The following is an 18,102-nucleotide window of genomic DNA, read 5'->3' as shown; positions in this document are numbered from 1 at the left end:
CGCTACCGTCGTAATGTGTATGGAAATCACGGGGCGCCTTTAGGTCGAGATGTGGCGAATTTTTCACGATTACCGGCCTTACCTCCAAAGGACCTTCAGATTAACGCACCTGTCGTTTGGTGCGGGCCGAATTGCCACTTGGTGCACTACCCACTCCGCGGCGGTCAGCAATACAACGAGCTAACGTCAAGAGTAATGGGATGGACGTCCCCACCCGAAGCGGCATCAATTTGCCAAAACGGACCCGAAATACGCGTGCCGCAGATTAAGGGGGGCGGCGTGACCGCCGGATCGCTCCCGGTCGCGTTATTGACAGCATTTGTTGAAGGAGACTTCGTCCTTCATCGGCTCACTGCTTCGGCCTCGTCAAATGGGTCGTTGACGACGGAGGAATCCAAGGCAACGTCTCGATCAAAAATTCGCGAAACCAACGATTGGCCTCGTCCTTCTCGAAGGCCGCGTGCCAGTACACCCTTGACGTGATTTCCGGAAGGTCGACTGGTAGAGGATATATCCTGAATTGCCCAGATTGATTCAGCGCTCGTGCGACGCCGCGCGGCAATGTCACGATCCAGTCCGTATGTTGAAGAATTTGGGGAATCACGGTGAAGTGCGGCACGCGCAAAGCGATGGTCCGGTGCAAGCCATGGGCGTGCAACGAGTCGTTAATTTCGACGTGGCTCCTGTCGGTCGAATCGACAGCGACATGTGATAGCTCAAGAAATTTTTCTCGTGAAAGTTGGCGAGCGGGCAACCCAGGGCGCTTGCGCGTCATGCATACGTACTGTTCGCGAAATAGCACTGCCGAATTCGCGACGGGCTTCAGCGCAGACAGGTTCCCAATAGCAAAGTCAAGGTGACCTAGCCGCAGACGTTCTTCGACCTCATCCACCGGGACCAATTGCGCCGCGATCCTGAGTCTGGGCGCCACAACCTGCAACTTCTCACAGATAGGCGGCACGAAGACCTGCACGCCAATATCCGACATTGCCAGCCGGAATTCGCGCGAACTCGTTAGTGGATCGAATTGCTCCCTTTGACTGAGCGTCTCCCGTATTGCCGCGATTGCGTCCCCAAGGGGGAGCGCGAGTCGCGACGCTTTGGCCGTAGGCATCATGCCACCGGGTGTCCGGACAAATAGTGGATCGTCGAAGAGCGCTCGCAAGCGCCCCAATGAGTAGCTGACTGAGGGTTGCGACAAACCGAGTTTCTCCCCGGCGCGCGTCAGACTGCGCTCTTCGAGTATCACGCTGAACACCCTGAGCAGATTTAGATCGATTCTTTCAAAATCATTCATATCTATGGGGGACTGCAAATTGATCAATTTGACCGATATTTTACCCACTCCTAGACTGCGTTACATGCATAGGAGACAGTTGTGGAAACGGCAATTATTGATACGACAGATGCCCAGCAAAGCTTTCAGGAGTCGGCGTTTGCGACAGACCGTACCCTCCCGGCGCTGCTCGCCGCGAGGGTGGCGCGGGACGGAAGTCGCGCCCTCTTTTCCGACCGGAGAACAACGTGGACCGGTGACGATGCCCTAACCATTGCCGCGCGCCGAGCCGGATCGCTTGCGGCGCATGGTGTCAAACGTGGCGCCCACGTTGCACTGCTCTGCGGCAATCGCACGGAGTTCATGGAGATCGTCCTTGGCTGCGGCTGGCTTGGGGCTGTCGTGGTTCCAATTAACACGGCTTCTCGAGGGTTTCAACTCGAACACGTTCTGCGCAATTGTGGTGCGCGGCTCTTGGTGGCGGAGGCGAGTCTGGTCGACGCCGTTCAAGCCCTCGACCCGCAGGACCTTCCTTTGGAAGCAATTTGGCTGGTTGGAGATACGGAGCCAGCCGAATCCGTGCCAGCACGAATCAGTGCGATCCCGATGCCACCGGCTGGCGAACCCGTCGATGCTGCGGACCTTTCAGATGGCGATCCTTTTGCCGTGCTCTATACATCCGGTACCTCCGGATTATCGAAAGGTGTGATCTGTCCGCATGCGCAGTTCTACTGGTGGGGACGGTATACGGCGCGCGACCTTGGCGTTGCTTCGGGCGATGTCTTATACACGTGCCTTCCACTGTTCCACACGAATGCATTGAACAGCTTTTTCCAGGCGTTGATCCACGACGCCGAGCTTGTCGTCGACCGTCGCTTCTCCGCAAGTGGATTCTTCGACGCGCTGGTTGAGACACGGGCGACCGTCACATTCGTTCTCGGCGCGATGGTGCCAATTCTTCTCGGGCGTACCGCAACGACGAACGAGCAGGCACATCGGGTACGTGTCGCGTTAGCTCCCGGCGTTCCGGCGCACTTCCAGTCGGAATTCACCACGCGCTGCGGAATTGGCCTGGTCGACGGATACGGATCGACAGAGACGAACTGCGTGATCAGTGGAGGTATGGGAAACCAAAGGCCCGGTTATATGGGCAAACTCGCGGCGGGCTTTGATGCGCGGGTGGTCGACGAGAACGACCAACAGGTTCCAGATGGAGAGGCTGGCGAACTGATTCTGCGAGCCGACGCTCCATTTGCGTTTGCGAGCGGTTACCTCGGCATGGCTGAAAAAACCGTTGAAGCCTGGCGAAACCTCTGGTTCCACACGGGTGATCGCGTCGTGCGCGACGCTGAGGGTTACTACCGGTTCGTTGATCGTCAAAAGGATGCCATCCGTAGACGCGGTGAAAACGTGTCTTCGTTCGAAGTCGAGCAGGTTTTGCTCAGCCATCCATCTGTCGAAACGGCGGCAGTCTTTGCCGTGGCGTCTCCGCTTGCGGAGGACGACGTGATGGCGGTGGTCGTCCTGAGGGCAGGCGCAGCGCTGGAGCCGCTTGATCTGATTCGGTATTGCGAGCCGCGCTTGCCGTATTTCGCAGTGCCGCGTTTTCTCGCGTTTGTGGAGGACATGCCGAAGACTGAGAACGGCAAGATTCAAAAATTCAAGCTTCGGGAAATAGGTGTGACCGAAACGACATGGGATCTTGAGACATCGGGATACCGCTTGAAACGTCCTTGATCCGAACCGGCTTCTCATCAACTGTCTTCGGTGTGGTTTCGATATCGCTGCAGCATTTGCGAGTCTCAACGCACTAACGATGTACATCTGGAGAATTAGATGGCAACCCCGCATACGTTTTCCGCAGCGACCACTCACCCCGCCAATGCTGCCGATGCGCTCCCTGATCAGGTCGACGCCAAGTCGCTGAAGCGCATCGTTTTTGCGTCCGTGATGGGCAATGCTCTCGAATGGTACGACTTCTTTTTGTATAGCACGGCCGCGGCGTTGGTATTTGGATCGCTATTTTTCCCGAAGGGTACTGATCCACTGCTCGGCACCCTTGCCGCGTTCGCGGGCTTTGCCGTGGGGTTCGCCGCACGGCCGTTCGGAGGCGCGCTGTTTGGTCATATCGGGGACCGGTACGGTCGTAAGACGGCGTTGGTATGGACATTGTCCATAATGGGCGGTGCAACGTTCATGATCGGCTTTTTGCCGACGTACGCACAGGTCGGACTTTGGTCACCTGCGCTGCTGCTTGTCTTGCGTTTGTTGCAAGGCGTAGCCGCAGGCGGCGAATGGGGCGGCGGCGTGCTGATGATCAGCGAATCGGCACCCCAAGAGAAACGAGGCTTTTACGCAGCCTGGAGCCAAATTGGTGTCGGCGGTGGTTTCGTGTTGTCGGCGGCTGTGTTCTTTCTCGTGCAGTTGCTGCCGAAAGATGCCTTCATGAGTTGGGGATGGCGCATCCCTTTCCTGCTGTCGATCATGATATTTGGTGTCGGCGTGTATGTCCGCTCCAGGCTGCCAGAGAGCGCCGAATTCGCGAAGGCCGAAGCCGCAGGCAGAAAGGCTCGTATGCCCGTGTTCGAGGTCATTCGCAAGCACCCGAAGGAAATCCTCATGGCCATGGGCCTGCGGGTCGCGGAGAACGGGGGGTCGTACATCGTGCTCGCATTCTCGCTCGTGTACGGCAAGTTCATCGGCATATCCAACAAGGTCATGCTCGCTGGCGTCATCGTGTCCATGAGCCTCGAACTGGTGACGATGCTCCTGTGGGGACGCCTGTCGGACCGGATTGGCCGCAAGCCGGTCTACATGATCGGTGCTGCTGGATTTGTGGTTATCGCATTTCCTTTCTTCTGGCTCATCGACACGCAAATTCCAGCGCTGATCTGGCTTGCGTTTCTGCTCGGCAACGCGGTCTGCCACGGCGCGATGATAGGCACCCAGCCCAGTCTGATGGGTGAACTTTTCAGCACTGAAGTCCGGTACTCGGGTATGGCATTAGGGCACGAAATCGCTTCGGTCTTTGCCGGTGGGTTGTCTCCGCTGGTAGCGACTGCGTTGCTTGCGCACTACCACGCTGCTTGGCCGGTCGCGCTGCTGATGATAGGGCTGTCCATGGTGACTGTGGTCTCGCTGCTTTTCACTCGGGAAACACGGCCCAGCGTGTCTGGCAAAAAGCGACCTTAAGGATACCTCCATGCAACCCAGTGATTTTGACGACGTTTTGCTCACGGCTGGCGTGGAGATCCAGTACCAGCGTCACGCGACCACAGAGTCGACCGCGGATCTGCTTGCACAGGCGTTTGCTGCGGCGCTCGGACAGTCGGGATTCTCGGCGAAAGACGTCGATGGTTTGGGCGTGGCGTCTTTCACCCTTGGGCCGGATCATGCCATTGACATGGCATGGCGGCTGGGATTGAGCCCACGCTGGTGCATGGACGACTGCCATGGTGGTGCGAGCGCCATTAACCTGCTTCAGCATGCGATTCGGGCGATACAGCATGGCGACGCGAACGTCGTTGCGCTGGTTTCTGGCGATCGCTTCGAGCCGGCCGACTTCAAGCAACTTGTGGAGCATTACAACCTGACGACGCGCAACCTGTTGCGGCCGCTCCAGAATGGAGGTCCAAACAGTCTTTTCTCGATGCTGACGCAGCGCCACGCGAAGCAACACGGTTTGACTCGACGGGACTACGGCGCCCTATGTGTAGCACAGCGCGAGTGGGCGACATTGAATCCCCTGGCTGTCTATCGCTGCCGGTTAACGATCGACGATTACCTCGAAGCGCCAATGGTCGCCGATCCCCTATGCCGGTTCGATTGCGTTCCGGTTGTGTGCGGCGCTAATGCAGTGATCGTCTCGCGGGCCGATCTTGTACGTCAATCGGTGAACGTGCGAGTGCGGGGTCTGCAATGCCTCTACAACGCGGACCATCAGGCGGGCGATGGATGCGAGACATCACTTAAAGCGATCGCCGAACGGCTGTGGCAGCAATCGCACGCAGCGCCCGAAAAGATGGATTTGGTGTCGGTCTATGACGACTACCCCGTCATGGTCCTTGCGCAGCTTGCGGATCTCGGTTTCGCTCCAGACGGGGATCTGCGCGCGTTGATCTCCCGCATCGCGTCGCGCGAGCTTGCTGTCAATACCTCGGGCGGCCAGTTATCAGCGGGTCAAGCTGGCGCCGCGGGCGGCATGCACGGTCTCGTCGAGGCTATCGGGCAGCTACGTGGCGCCGCGGGATCACGGCAGATTCCAGATGCCAGATTGGCGGTCGTGAGCGGGTACGGAATGGTCGAATACCGTTATGGCATGTGTGCCAACGCGGTCGTACTTGAGCGCGAGCTACGAGGTGTGCAATGACACTTAAAGTATTTCAGTGCGAGACGTGTGGATCGACGCTGTTCCCTTCGCGATATTTCTGCCCTACGTGTGGCGGCAGTGACTGGTCTGAACGCGTGGTCCTCGACGGCACCGTAGGAGAGTCGACCGTTGTGCGTCACCGCGTCGGAGCAGACGATGTTCGTGAAGTCTATCTCGCCAGCGTTATAACGAGCGCCGGTCCGGTCGTTGTGGCTCGCCTGGAGCATCCGCTGGAATCTGGCAATTCGGTGCGGCTTGAAATGGACGGCGAGAATCGGATTCTGGCGCATGCGTCGTGAGGTTGGCCGCTATCCGTCTCAAGCGCTGGAACGTGAAGACAAGGTTTGGAGATAGACATGAAGGTTGAGGGATCGGTGGCATTCGTTACTGGCGCGAATCGGGGTCTAGGAGCGTGCTTTGTAAAAAGCCTGCTCCACAAAGGCGCGAGCAAGGTCTACGCAGCAGCCAGAGACATTTCGATGGTCACGCTGCAGGACGCGCGTGTTGTGCCGGTCACGCTCGATATTACGAATCTGGTGCAGGTGGAGCAAGCGGCAACTCTTGCCAGCGATGTCACGTTGCTTGTCAACAACGCGGGCATTAATCACGTCGAGCCGCTACTTGGCGCGCGCGATTTGAATGCCGCGCGGCGAGAGATGGAAGTCAACTATTTTGGAACGCTCAACATGATCCGGGCGTTTGCACCGGCCATGAAGCACGAGCGAGGCGCGATTATCAATGTGTCGTCAATCCTCGCTCGGGTTGCATTGCCGTCCATGGCGTCACTGTGTGCATCTAAGGCTGCCGTACTGCGCATGACGGAAGGCGTGCGAGCTGAGCTGGCGCCTTATGGTGTGCGCGTGCTCGCGCTTTTGCCGGGTGCGATTGACACTGATATGAGTCGAGATTTTCCGCCTCCGAAGATTCCGGCCGAGCAGGCTATCGAAGAGGCCCTGGCTGCGTTGCGGGACGGTCCCGACGAAGTCTACATTGGGACCATGGCGCAGCAAGTAGCAGCTGGTTTGGCGGCGGACCGCCGAGCCTTGCAGGAAAGCCTGTCAGGATTTTGAATCCCCACAAATATGGACGTAAAAATACCCCAGACCGAAAGGAAAGCATCATGAACGGCGAATATATCCAGATTAGCGCAGAGGATGGGCAAGCGTTTTCCGCTTACCTTGCAAAGCCCAAAAATGGCTCCGGGCCCGGATTGATCCTGCTGCAGGAAATCTTCGGCATCAACGGCTATATGAAGTCCATGGCCGACCGATTCGCCGAAGAAGGGTATGTAGTCGTGGTGCCCGACCTGTTCTGGCGGATGAAACCCGGTGTCGTGCTCGGCTACAGCGACGAGGACTTTGCAGCAGCGCTCGACTACAACGAGCGACTATCCATTGACCTCGCGGTCGCCGATATCCAGTCCACCGCCAAGGCGTTGCGCGCACTATCCCAACATGCCTGCAAGATTGGTGCTCTAGGCTACTGTCTCGGAGGAAAACTGGCGATGCTTGCGGCGTCAAGAACAGATGTGGACTGTGCCGTCAGCTACTACGGCGTAGGGCTGGACGCCTACCTGCACGAGGTGCCGTCGATCCGCTGTCCGATGGTGTTTCACTTTGCTGGCGAGGACGCCTTTTGTCCCCCGGAAACCCGCGAGAAGATTCAGGCCGCGCTTAGTTCAAACGCTGCGATCGAACAATATGTCTATCCCGGTTGCGATCACGCGTTTGCGACTTCTGAGCGCGAGCATTTCGACAAGCCCGCCGCAATGATGGCGTACTCGCGCAGCCTCTCAATGTTGCGCAAGATACTAGGGCCTATATATGACCTGGATTCGCTATGGGAATCGCACTGTCACTACGAATTTGCCACTCGTAACGTGAACGCCATCATGCCAACGATGATCGCCTCGCCCTACGTCAACCACATTCCGACCATGACGGGTGGCGTAGGCCATGACCAACTGAAGCGGTTTTATAAATACCACTTCGTCGATGCTAACCCGGCTGACACGCGACTCATTCCGGTCTCGCGAACGATCGGTGCCGATCGGATCGTGGATGAGTTCGTATTCTGCGCGACGCATGATCGCGAAATCGACTGGTTGCTCCCGGGGCTGTCGCCTACCGGAAAATACTTCGAAATTCCAATGCTTGCGGTTGTGCACTTCCGGGGCGACAAACTCTACAACGAGCATATCTATTGGGATCAGGCATCCGTGCTCGTGCAGATCGGGTTGCTTGACCCCACGGGGCTCCCGGTTGCCGGCATTGCAACGGCGAAGAAATTGATCGACGAGAGTCTGCCGAGCAATTCGCTGATGCGAAATTGGGAAACCAGCGCAAATAAGCCGATTTAATACCGGGCAAGTATCCGCGCACAAGAATCCAAAAAATTCGATCAGAGAGTCTCCTGGACGATTGCGGTTTTGGCCGATCAAGGTTCGTTCAGCCTCAGTGATTTCCAGACTCACGGTTGAGAAATGGAGGCCTATCTGTTTTCCAAAATCTATTAAATGCATTTCGGTATCCGAACCGTATTTTGGAAAAATTGAAAAAAGGAATAGTCGTGAACAAACGGCTCGTTGTTCTTCTAGGTATGTCGCTTGTAAGCAGCGCGGCTTTCGCTCAGAGTAGTGTGACTCTGTACGGGATTATCGACGACGGGCTCACGTGGACGAGCAATCAGGGTGGCAAGAGCGCTGTCCAGATGCAAGGCAGCATTTCCCAAGGCAATCGCTGGGGCCTTAAGGGGGCTGAGGATCTGGGTGGCGGGACGTCGGCCATTTTTCGCCTGGAGAACGGATTCAACGTCAATACCGGTACGCTCAGTCAAGGCGGACGCCTGTTTGGTCGGCTGGCCTATGTTGGGCTGTCGAACGATCATTACGGTACGTTCACATTAGGCCGGCAGGGCGAAGCGGTGGGCGATTATATCGGAGCACTGTCCGCAAATGGAACGTTGCCGGGCGGCATTCTGTTTCCTCATCCGGGCGACCTGGACAATAACGGCATCGACTTTCGCCTCAACAATGCGGTCAAGTATGTGTCGCCGACGATTGCTGGTTTGACCGGTGTTGCGATGTATAGCTTCGGCGGTGTTCCAGGTGACTTTAACAAGAACAGCGCGAAATCCTTTGCTCTTCAATACGTAGGCGGGAGTCTGCAACTGGTCGGAGCCTACACGTCGATCGACCATCCAGCAACGGCCGTACCCGAAGGCGTATGGACGCCAAATAACACAGTCAATGGCAATTACGGTCTCGCGGCTAGTAGCTACAAGGTGCTTGCTCTTGCGGCCGCCTATACGATCGGCTCTGCACGATTTACCGCTGATTGGACGCACACGCAATTCGGCGGCCTTGATCCCACACTCGGAGCCAAGATCAATGGCCACGTGACATTCAATATTGCTGAGTTGGTGGCCAGCTATATGGTCACACCAACGCTTCAATTGGGCGCTGCGTACAGTTACACACAAGGCAATGTATCGGCAACAGGGAAGTCGCCGCACTATAACGAGGTCGATGCCAGCGTCGATTACCTTCTTTCGAGAGCAACGGACGTCTACGCGTCCGCAACATACATGCGCGCGGGTGGCGGCGCCGTAGCCGATCTCGCCCCGGTTCTTTCCCCTTCGAGTTCGCAGAATCAGCTCGCTCTGCGGCTTGGCATCCGGAAAAGATTCTAGCCGAGCCGATAGCCTGCGCTCGTCGCTTGATCAAGAACTTCTGGGGAACCCCACCCCCCTCAAACTGGAGAATCCACCATGGAAATGGTTGAATCACCCCTGCTTCCGCTGGGCATGCCTGAGTCTGACTTTGTCAAGTTTCCGCGCGAAGATGGTTCCCGGGTACCTTACAAGGTATTTAGCTCGCGAGCCGTCTACGACCGCGAGCAGGAACGCGTCTATCGAGGCCCGACGTGGAATTTCGTTGCACTCGAAGCTGAAATCCCGAACCCAGGTGACTACAAGAGCACCTTCGTCGGCGACACACCGGTGGTCGTCACCCGCCTCGAAGAGGGCAGCCTGTCGGCATGGGTGAACCGCTGCGCACATCGCGGCGCATCCGTGTGCCGCAAGGCGCGCGGCAACGCTACGTCGCACACTTGCGTCTATCACCAATGGAGTTTCGACAACAGCGGTTACCTGCTCGGTGTGCCGTTCCGGCGCGGACAGAAGGGGATGACCGGCATGCCGGCGGATTTCGATCCGAAGAATCATAGCCTTAGAAAGCTGCGTGTCGACAGCTATCGCGGCCTCGTATTCGCCTCGTTCAGCGACGAGGTCGCGCCGCTGCCGGAATATCTCGGTGCGGAGATGCGCCCGTGGATCGACCGTATTTTTCATAAGCCGATCGAGTATCTCGGCTGCACGCGTCAATTCTCGAAATCGAACTGGAAGCTGTATTTCGAGAACGTGAAGGACCCGTATCACGCGAGCATGTTGCATCTGTTCCACACGACCTTCAATATTTTCCGGGTCGGCATGAAGGCACGGTCGATTCCCGATGCAACGCACGGCCTTCACAGCATTATCACGGTGACGAAGACCGGTGAAGATACATCGGCCGCATACAAGCAGCAGAACATTCGATCATTTGACGAAGGATTCGCGCTCGAAGACGACTCGATTCTCGGTCTTGTGTCCGAATACGAAGAAGACACGACGAATCACATCCAACCGATCTTCCCGCAACTGGTGATCCAGCAGATTCACAACACGCTGGTCGCCCGTCAGTTGCTGCCGAAAGGCCCGAACAACTTCGAACTGATTTTCCATTTCTTCGGCTACACCGACGACACCCCCGGGTTGCGCGAGTTGCGGCTCAAGCAGGCGAACCTTGTCGGCCCCGCGGGCTATATCTCAATGGAAGACACGGAAGCCACCGAACTCGTTCAGCGAGGCACGATTCGCGACGCGGACGCCACGTCGGTGATCGAAATGTCGCGCGGCAATCCCGACCAGCATGACACGATGATTACAGAGAGCCTGATCCGCAAGTTCTGGGTCGGTTACCAGAAGCTGATGGGCTATTGAATGTCGACGGAGAACGCATCATGGATGCAATGAAGCTGTGGTTCGAACTGCACAGGCTGCAGGACCAGTACATCAACAACCTCGACAACGACCGTCTCGAAGCATGGCCGGCGCTGTTTACCGAGGACTGCCTGTACGAGATCGTTCCGAAGGAAAACGCGGACATGGGTCTGCCAGTTGGCATCATCTATTGCACAAACCAACGCATGCTGCGGGACCGTGTGGTGTCGCTGCGCAATGCGAACATCTATGAAGAACATAGCTACCGCCACATGACATCGGGTCTCACGGTGACCGGTGAGAAAGACGGTGTGATCGAAACGGAAAGCAACTACGTGGTAATCCAGACGCTTTCCAACGGCGAGTCGGGTGTGTATCAGGCGGGCAAATATTACGACCGCGTGGTGCATACACCCGACGGTTTGCGCTACAAGGCGAAGCGCGCGATTTACGATACGTCGCGTGTGCAGACCTTGCTCGCGACGCCGATCTGAGGGGGTTGCAATGGATCAGTTGGTCAACGTTTGGCAGACCCTCGGCGCGCTCGACGACTATACGGAAGGTGAGCCCGTTGCGATTGTCTCTGGTTCGAGGCAGATCGCAATTTTCAGGCTCGGCGAAGAAGTGTTCGCGCTGAACGATCTGTGCACGCACGGTCATGCGCGTTTGTCGGAAGGCTATGTGGAAGACGGTTGTGTCGAATGTCCGCTGCATCAAGGGCTAATCGACATTCGCAGCGGGGCGCCGCGTTGTGCGCCGGTGACGGAAGCCGTGCGCAGTTTCCCAATCCGGATAGTCGACGGCCAGGTGGAAATTCATGTCGAATAAACCTTATGTGATCGTCGGCGGTGGGCAAGCGGCGCGGCGTGCAGCGGAATCGCTGCGAGAGCGTAACGCCGACGTGCGGATCGTGATGATCGGTGCAGAGCCAGAGTTGCCGTACGACCGGCCAGTATTGTCGAAAGACGTCCTTACCAGTGGCGAAGGTGAGCGTCGTGCTTTTATCCGCGACGAAGCGTTTTATAGAGATCATCGAATCGAATTGCGACTAGGATTGAGGGTCGAGTCGATCAATCGCGCGCGAAAAAAAGTGACTCTGGCTGAGGGAACCACGCTCGAGTACGAGTGCCTACTGCTTGCAACAGGCTCTCGCGTACGACGCTTCAGCGGGCCAGTCGAGGAGGGCGTAACGCTACACTACGTTCGCACTGTGGCCGATGCTCGCGCGTTGCGTGCAGATCTGGGGCCGCGCCGGCGCGTCGTGGTTTTGGGCGGCGGCTTTATTGGTCTCGAAGTCGCAGCGTCGGCGGCAACGCTTGGATGTACGGTTGTCGTTATCGAGCCGGCTGGCGCGCTGTTGCAGCGATCGATGCCGGCTGCAATAGGGGAAATTGTACTGTCGATGCATCGGGAAAAGGGTGCCGATATCCGGCTGAACGTAAAGCCTCTCGGGATTCGACGTAGTGCGAATGGTGATGGTGCGGTCATCGAAACCGACAACGGCGATATTGAGGCAGATGTGGTGGTGATCGGCATTGGCGTTGTGCCGAATGTGGAACTTGCTGCGCAAGCGGAGTTGGACGTCGAAAACGGCATTGTCGTCGATGCGCAATGCAGAACGAGCGACCCGGCGATTTTCGCGGCTGGCGAAGTAACAATGCATTTTAATCCGCTGATGGCGCGGCACGTGCGCATCGAGTCGTGGCAGGTCGCTGAGAATCAACCGGCGATTGCGGCTGCAAACATGCTTGGCGGTGCGGAAAGCTATGCGGAAATACCGTGGCTGTGGTCCGATCAGCACGATTGTAATCTGCAAACGCTAGGCGTTTTTACTGACAGTCAGAGGCTGGTGACGCGAGGCACAGCGGGTGATCGCGCGTTCAGCCTGATGGCGTTGGGCGAGTCTGGGGAGTTACAGGCGGTGGCCGCGGTGAACTCCGGTCGCGACATCAGCGCATGCAAACGACTGATAACCACGCGTAAGCCGCTAGACCCAACAAAACTGGCTGACCCGACTGTTCCCTTGCGCTCATTGCTTTAGGCTATTTCGACGACCCGAAAAGTCTAATTGTGCAAATCATCACGCGTGTGATTCACAGACATCATCCTCGTTGGTCTCAGTCTCGTACGTGTCTGCACCTTATTCGCGGTGCGTCGATAAAGATGGACAACGGTGCTGGGTCGGGAAGGATCTGCAGCGTATCCGCTGCGCATCACCTTCATGGGCCTGTTCGATACGGTAGCGTCGGTCGGCGGCCCGGCCCTGCATCTGGACTGGGCGTCCGAACTGGCGATTCCACCAGAGGTCGAGCGGTGCGTGCATTACGTGGCCGCCCACGAGGTCCGGTACGCGTTCCAGCCCTTCGCATTGCCCTTCACCATCGAGTCGACAATGTTCTGCAAAGCGGAGTACGCGATCTTGTCCTTGATGTTGACCGTCGTGCTCGATGCTCAAGGGGCGTGGCGCGTGGTGCCGCACAACCTCAAACTGCGCCAGGAGATCCGCAAGCACGGGGGCAAACGGCGTGGGCATGTCGGGGGCGAGGCCAATCCGATCGGAACGTACGTACAGGAAAAGCTCGCGCAGGCGAAAAAGACACGTAAGGCTGCCACACAGCTTGCCCATGCCATGCGGCTGCTGGGTTCTGCCCCAACTGTGCGTGCGCCCCGCGCCCCGGTGCGTCCAAAGAAACTTTCCATCGGTACCGGCCAGGTCTTTTAACCCTGTCGTTTGCATGGGAGGCATCATGTCGCTTCAGAAACCACGCCCCATTGATCCGTCGCTGCAGCCACTGGCGTCTGGCAACTACCGCATCGCCACGCCCGCGATCGAGGCGCTCTACGAGCTGGTCGTCCGGTGTCTACGCTACCGGATCAATGGGGGCACTGATCTACGGGCCAGCGCGGATCGGCATGACCCGCGCGATTGAGTATGTGCGTCTGCTGCTCGCGCGCAATTATCCGAAGATGACAAGCTATCACGCGCAGTGCGAACACAAGCCGCGGCACGCCGAAGGCCCATTCTTCGCAAACCTGCTCGAGGCCGTCGGCGACCCGGACCCGAACGCCGGATCGAATCCCTCGAAACGCATGCGTCTGTCGCTGAGAATCCGCGAGGCGGCGGCCCGGGCCGGCAGCGGCACCGTGCTCCTCTTTTGCGACGAAGCACAGCGTTACAACGAGAACGAATACGAGTGGCTGCGTGACGTTCACGACGCACTCGACCGGCAGAATATCAAGCTATTCACGTTTCTGGTGGGCCAGCAGGAGCTCCTCGCGCAGAAGACCGCGATGCAGGTCGCCGGCAAGACACAGATCGTCGCGCGACTGATGGTCGAGGAGCTGGCGTTTTACGGCATCCGCAACGCCGAGGACGTGGCGACGTGTCTGAACAGGTACGACCAGACCGGTTACCCGGAAGGCAGCGATTGGAGTTTTACGCGCTTTTATATTCCGCAGGGTTTCGATGCAGGGTATCGGCTGGTCAGTGACGCGGACGCGCTGTGGCGCGCGTTCGAGGCTGCGCACAACAAGGCGAACCTGCCGGGCCGGCTGGAAATCGCCATGGAATCATTTGCGCGCGTTGTCGAGATCGTGCTGAAGGAAAGCGAAGTCAAGGACAGTCTGCAATACTGTCCGGAACCCGCGCTGTGGACTCACGCCGTACAGCACTGCGGCTATGTGCAGTCACGTCATGCAACCGGACGCGTGCTCGTCGCCACCGTGTAACGGTCCGGTGCTGCGAGCGCCGAGCTTTCCGATCCTCACGCTCGACGAACGCAGGCTGACGCCCTCGCTGGGTTACGTCTTCAACAGGAAGTGGCTCCATCCCTGCGAATCGCTCATCTCGATCGTCTGGAACTTCGAGAAGGCGGATGCGCTGCCCGGGCACGTCGTCGCGCGTCTGATGGGACCGGATATCGATCCGCACGAAGGCATCGTTCCGCAATTGGGTACGGTCGATATCCAGCGACTACGCGACACGCTTGCCGTGCCGATGAAAACGCTGCGGACATCTCTGTTGCTGCCGTCACATCGACGCCGTTACAGTGGACTGTTTCGCTACTGTCACCGCTGCGTAGCGCGTGGCTACCATAGCGTACTCCATCAGATGGAAGGCGTAGGCATGTGCCCGGCGCATCGCCAGCCGCTGGAAACGGCATGTCGCCGCTGTGGTTACGAGGCGCAGTGTCTCGCCAGCGTCCAGCTTCTGGAGGCGCCGTATCGCTGCGCATACTGCCGCGCAAGTTACGGGGTCAGGGGGGCGTTGTCACGTTGACTTGCTGATGGCGCAAAACAGCAGAGCACGCGTGTTGGCTCAGACAGCTGACGGATTTTGGGCGAGCTCGGTGAAACGATGCCATGCGGCAAAGCGTTGGGCGAGTTGCTTGCGAAAGAGCGAAGCGCGCAGCAGATGTCGCTTGAGCGCGAAGTGCTGCCGGATCGGACCGAAGCTTGACAGGAACGCCTGAGTCCGTTTCGGCTCGCGGAAGCCACGGATGCGGCGCTCGCGTTCGCGCGTGGGTTGGTGACTGTTTTCGGCCCGATTATTTACGCGTGCGGCAGCCTTGACGAACACGTGTTTCACGTGCGCCAGTTCGGGGATGTCGGCCTTGGCGGCCGGATAGCTGCGTAATTGATCGGTAACGATCTTGCGCGGGCACAGGACATGAAAGAAGCACTCGCCTGAAGAACCGTTTGGCGGCCGCCTTGTCCCGCCGTTTCTGCAATAGGACGTCGAGTTCTGCGCCGTGCTCGTCAACCGCACGCCATAGCAGGTAAGGCTCGCCGCGCAAGGTCACAAACACTTCGTCCAGATGCCACGTGGTGCCGGGCTTGCGGCGAGCAGCCTTGACGCGAGATGCGAAGTCCGCGCCAAATTTGTCGCACCAGCGGCGAATAGTCTCGTAGCTGACGACAACACCACGCTCGAACAGCAGTTCTTCGATGTCGCGTAGGCTCAGCTGGAACCGGAAGTACCAGCGCACGGCGCAACTGATGACGACCGCCGGAAAGCGATGACCGTAATATAGCGATTTCGTCTTGTTCATCACGGTATCTTACTCGAGCGCGTCGCCAATGTGACAGTGCCTTATTGATCAATGGACAATCAGACCCGTTCCGAGACGACCCGCAAGAAGGCTATTGAGGCCGCATTCACAATCCTTGCGCGAGAAGGCGTGGGTGGCCTTACATTCGATTCGCTGTGCGCGAGAGTGGCGTGAGCAAGGGGGGGCGGCTGCATCCGCACCAAGCATGGTGTGCTTACAGCGCTGCTTGATTATCAGCGGCAACAGTTTGAACAGATCCGGCTCGACTACCTGGCGAAGGAAGCAGGCAAGAAAGCCGAACCGGATCTCGCGGCGCATATAGCCGTCTATCGGGAGTCCATCAAGCAGCCGCATTCGGTCGCGCGAGCCGTGCTGGCAGCGTTGGTCGAGAGTCCGGACTTGCTCGACGACTCGAAAGCGGCGGATGCAGACAGGATGAAAGCACTCCAGCGCGAGTCGGGCGACCTCGAGCTTTCATTGCTTCGCTATTTCGCTGCAAGCGGCATAGCGTTCAATTCATTGCTTGGACTGGCGCCATTGCCCCAAACGATGATCAATCGCCTGTTTGACCGGTTGCTCGACGACGACAGCTGGCAGTCCCAGAAGCAGCAGCCGAAAACGCCAAAGCGGGCTGCGCGATAAGGGGTGACCGCCCTGCGTCTAGTTTCGATACGACGGGTCCCGTCGATCGAGAAACCGCAGCATCGCGGGCCACTCCATTTCGCCATAGGGGCGTCGCGTTTCCGGCTTGTACAGATGCGCGGTCTTGTCGATCACATGCTGAGGCGGCAAATGCAGCTCGGTATTGCATGCCATCGCGTCGACTTGCGCGCGGCATGCGTTCTCGAGCCAGTAGATCGCATTGAAGGCTTGCGGAATCGATGCACTCGCAACCAGCAGCCCATGATTGCGCAGGATCATCGCCTCGGCATGGCCCAGGTCTTCCTCGAGCGTCTTGCGTTCTTTGAGGTCGATCGCGACGCCCTGATAGTCGTGATACGCGACGGGGCCAAAGCGCATCGCTGTTTGCGTGAGCGGCAACAACCCACACGAAAGCGCCGAAACAGCGAGTCCGCCACGACTGTGCGTGTGGATCACGCAGTTCACGTCGTGCCGCGCGCTATGCACGGCGCTATGAATCACGTAACCGGCAGCGTTGACACCGTATGTGCCTTCGTTCGGATTGAAAAGAACGTTGCCGTCGATATCGATCGTGATCAGACTCGACGCCGTGATCTCCTCGTACATGTAGCCATACGGATTGATCAGCAGCCGCGTCTCGTCGCCAGGGATGCGCGCCGTGATGTGGTTGTATACGAGATCGCTCAATCCGAAATACGGCATCAGCCGATAACACGCGGCAAGATCGACACGCGTGTTCCACTCGGCTTCGGAAACCATCGACTTCGCATTCGACGGCATCTGTTGTTCCATCAGCATGTTCGTCTCCAGTACTCAACGGATCGCGCGCTCATTGCGGGTCGAACCCGTAGAGCGCGGCAGGGTTGTCCACGAGAATGCGTTGTTGCGCCTGTGCTGAAGGCGCCCATCGCATCAATGCATCGAGCAGCTCGCCGTCGTCGGGCATCGTGCCTTCGAAATTCGGATGCGGCCAGTCCGTGCCCCACACGCACCGTTCCGTCGCGACGCGCGCCAGCAGCGTCGCGAGTGCGTCGACATCGCGAAACGGATAGCCTACGCTCGAACAGCGATAGCCGCACAGCTTCAACCACGCGCGTCCGCCGTCGAGCAGCGCGCGCAACGCCGTGATCGCGGGATGCGCGATGCCCCACGCGGCGGGTATCTGTCCCATGTGATCGATGACGACATCGGTGGGCAGGCGGCGCAGGATCGGCAGCAAATCGGGCAGATCTTCGCCGTTCGCGTAGATCTGCGCGTGCCAGCCGAACGGCGCGATCTTGTCGGCGAGTTGCATCAGATGATCGACGGGCGGGCCGCCCGGCGTCACCAGATTGACGCGCACGCCGCGCGCGCCCGTTTCGTGCATTTGCCGCAGTTGCGCATCGCCGATCTGCGGAGCGACCACCACAACGGCACGGCTGCGTTGCACGCCGAAGTGCGCGACGGCATCCAGCGTGCAGCCGTTGTCGGTGGCGTAGAAACTGGGCTGCACGATCACTACGCGTTGCGTTCCGAGGACGTCCTGCACGTGTTCGTACTGGGCCAGCGTTGCCTCGGGCGGCGTATAGGCGCGGCGCTCGCTCAGCGGGAAACGCTCGAACGGACCGGTGACATGAATATGGCAATCGCACGCGCCGGGCGGTGCCTTCTGGTCGGGCGTCTTGATGGCCGTGCGTGGAGCCTGGCAAGTTGCGGACATGTGTCGGTGGCGTTGGCGGAACGTG

Annotated in this window: 15 protein-coding genes and 4 pseudogenes; 15 read left to right on the top strand and 4 right to left on the bottom strand. The window is 58.4% G+C overall.

Annotated features, from left to right (window positions below):
- Nucleotides 1-349 precede the first annotated feature (349 nt).
- Nucleotides 350-1,297, bottom strand: a complete 948-nt coding sequence (locus tag OKW26_RS18270) for a LysR family transcriptional regulator (RefSeq protein WP_429354652.1) — start codon at nucleotides 1,295-1,297, stop codon at nucleotides 350-352.
- 96 nt (nucleotides 1,298-1,393) lie between these two features.
- On the opposite strand from OKW26_RS18270, the gene OKW26_RS18265 reads away from it, so the two are divergent.
- The 14 genes and pseudogenes from OKW26_RS18265 to OKW26_RS18200 all read left to right on the top strand — a co-directional run bounded on the left by OKW26_RS18265 (nucleotide 1,394) and on the right by OKW26_RS18200 (nucleotide 14,964).
- Complete coding sequence (locus OKW26_RS18265) at nucleotides 1,394-3,013, top strand: ATP-dependent acyl-CoA ligase (RefSeq protein WP_429355252.1); 1,620 nt, start codon at nucleotides 1,394-1,396, stop codon at nucleotides 3,011-3,013.
- A 99-nt stretch (nucleotides 3,014-3,112) separates the two neighbouring features.
- Nucleotides 3,113-4,468, top strand: a complete 1,356-nt coding sequence (locus OKW26_RS18260) for an MFS transporter (protein WP_429354651.1) — start codon at nucleotides 3,113-3,115, stop codon at nucleotides 4,466-4,468.
- A gap of 10 nt (nucleotides 4,469-4,478) precedes the next feature.
- Complete coding sequence (locus tag OKW26_RS18255; protein ID WP_429354650.1) at nucleotides 4,479-5,645, top strand: thiolase family protein; 1,167 nt, start codon at nucleotides 4,479-4,481, stop codon at nucleotides 5,643-5,645.
- A complete protein-coding gene (locus tag OKW26_RS18250) occupies nucleotides 5,642-5,944 on the top strand; it encodes a zinc ribbon domain-containing protein (RefSeq protein WP_429354649.1) in 303 nt (100 codons plus the stop codon). Before OKW26_RS18255 ends, OKW26_RS18250 begins: the two co-directional genes overlap by 4 nt.
- Nucleotides 5,945-6,001: 57 nt before the next feature.
- Nucleotides 6,002-6,715: an SDR family oxidoreductase gene (locus OKW26_RS18245; protein WP_429354648.1), complete on the top strand. Its 714-nt coding sequence runs from the start codon at nucleotides 6,002-6,004 to the stop codon at nucleotides 6,713-6,715.
- 50 nt (nucleotides 6,716-6,765) lie between these two features.
- Nucleotides 6,766-8,004, top strand: a complete 1,239-nt coding sequence (locus OKW26_RS18240; RefSeq protein WP_429354647.1) for a dienelactone hydrolase family protein — start codon at nucleotides 6,766-6,768, stop codon at nucleotides 8,002-8,004.
- Nucleotides 8,005-8,213: 209 nt separating this feature from the next.
- Entirely contained in the window at nucleotides 8,214-9,335 is a 1,122-nt protein-coding gene (locus OKW26_RS18235; RefSeq protein ID WP_429354646.1) for a porin, read from the top strand.
- Nucleotides 9,336-9,413: 78 nt separating this feature from the next.
- Entirely contained in the window at nucleotides 9,414-10,685 is a 1,272-nt protein-coding gene (gene andAc / locus OKW26_RS18230) for an anthranilate 1,2-dioxygenase large subunit AndAc (RefSeq protein ID WP_429354645.1), read from the top strand.
- Between the two features lie 20 nt (nucleotides 10,686-10,705).
- On the top strand, nucleotides 10,706-11,179 hold the full coding sequence (gene andAd / locus OKW26_RS18225; RefSeq protein WP_429354644.1) for an anthranilate 1,2-dioxygenase small subunit AndAd: 474 nt from the start codon (nucleotides 10,706-10,708) through the stop codon (nucleotides 11,177-11,179).
- 10 nt (nucleotides 11,180-11,189) lie between these two features.
- Nucleotides 11,190-11,513, top strand: coding sequence for an anthranilate 1,2-dioxygenase ferredoxin subunit AndAb (gene andAb / locus OKW26_RS18220; protein WP_429354643.1), 324 nt, complete (start codon nucleotides 11,190-11,192; stop codon nucleotides 11,511-11,513).
- Nucleotides 11,503-12,726, top strand: a complete 1,224-nt coding sequence (andAa, locus tag OKW26_RS18215; protein WP_429354642.1) for an anthranilate 1,2-dioxygenase system ferredoxin--NAD(+) reductase — start codon at nucleotides 11,503-11,505, stop codon at nucleotides 12,724-12,726. Before andAb ends, andAa begins: the two co-directional genes overlap by 11 nt.
- Nucleotides 12,727-12,888: 162 nt before the next feature.
- Nucleotides 12,889-13,041, top strand: a pseudogene (locus OKW26_RS18210) (phospholipase effector Tle1 domain-containing protein); the annotation flags it as partial.
- Between the two features lie 391 nt (nucleotides 13,042-13,432).
- A pseudogene (locus tag OKW26_RS18205) lies at nucleotides 13,433-14,414 on the top strand (AAA family ATPase).
- On the top strand, nucleotides 14,380-14,964 hold the full coding sequence (locus OKW26_RS18200; RefSeq protein WP_429354641.1) for a hypothetical protein: 585 nt from the start codon (nucleotides 14,380-14,382) through the stop codon (nucleotides 14,962-14,964). Before OKW26_RS18205 ends, OKW26_RS18200 begins: the two are co-directional and overlap by 35 nt.
- Nucleotides 14,965-15,003: 39 nt before the next feature.
- Here OKW26_RS18200 and OKW26_RS18195 read toward each other — a convergent pair.
- A pseudogene (locus OKW26_RS18195) lies at nucleotides 15,004-15,736 on the bottom strand (IS6 family transposase).
- Between the two features lie 51 nt (nucleotides 15,737-15,787).
- Between OKW26_RS18195 and OKW26_RS18190 the strand changes: the two are divergent.
- A pseudogene (locus OKW26_RS18190) lies at nucleotides 15,788-16,378 on the top strand (TetR/AcrR family transcriptional regulator).
- An 18-nt stretch (nucleotides 16,379-16,396) separates the two neighbouring features.
- On the opposite strand, the gene OKW26_RS18185 reads toward OKW26_RS18190, so the two are convergent.
- Together OKW26_RS18185 and OKW26_RS18180 are read right to left on the bottom strand one after the other, a co-directional pair.
- Nucleotides 16,397-17,176, bottom strand: coding sequence for a class II aldolase/adducin family protein (locus tag OKW26_RS18185; protein WP_429354640.1), 780 nt, complete (start codon nucleotides 17,174-17,176; stop codon nucleotides 16,397-16,399).
- A 31-nt stretch (nucleotides 17,177-17,207) separates the two neighbouring features.
- Nucleotides 17,208-18,077, bottom strand: a complete 870-nt coding sequence (locus OKW26_RS18180) for an amidohydrolase family protein (RefSeq protein WP_429354639.1) — start codon at nucleotides 18,075-18,077, stop codon at nucleotides 17,208-17,210.
- Nucleotides 18,078-18,102: the final 25 nt, after the last annotated feature.

This window comes from Paraburkholderia sp. 32, from assembly GCF_050435345.1.
GTDB classification, from domain to species: Bacteria; Pseudomonadota; Gammaproteobacteria; order Burkholderiales; family Burkholderiaceae; genus Paraburkholderia; species Paraburkholderia tuberum.
This window is presented reverse-complemented; position numbering and strand designations above follow the sequence as displayed.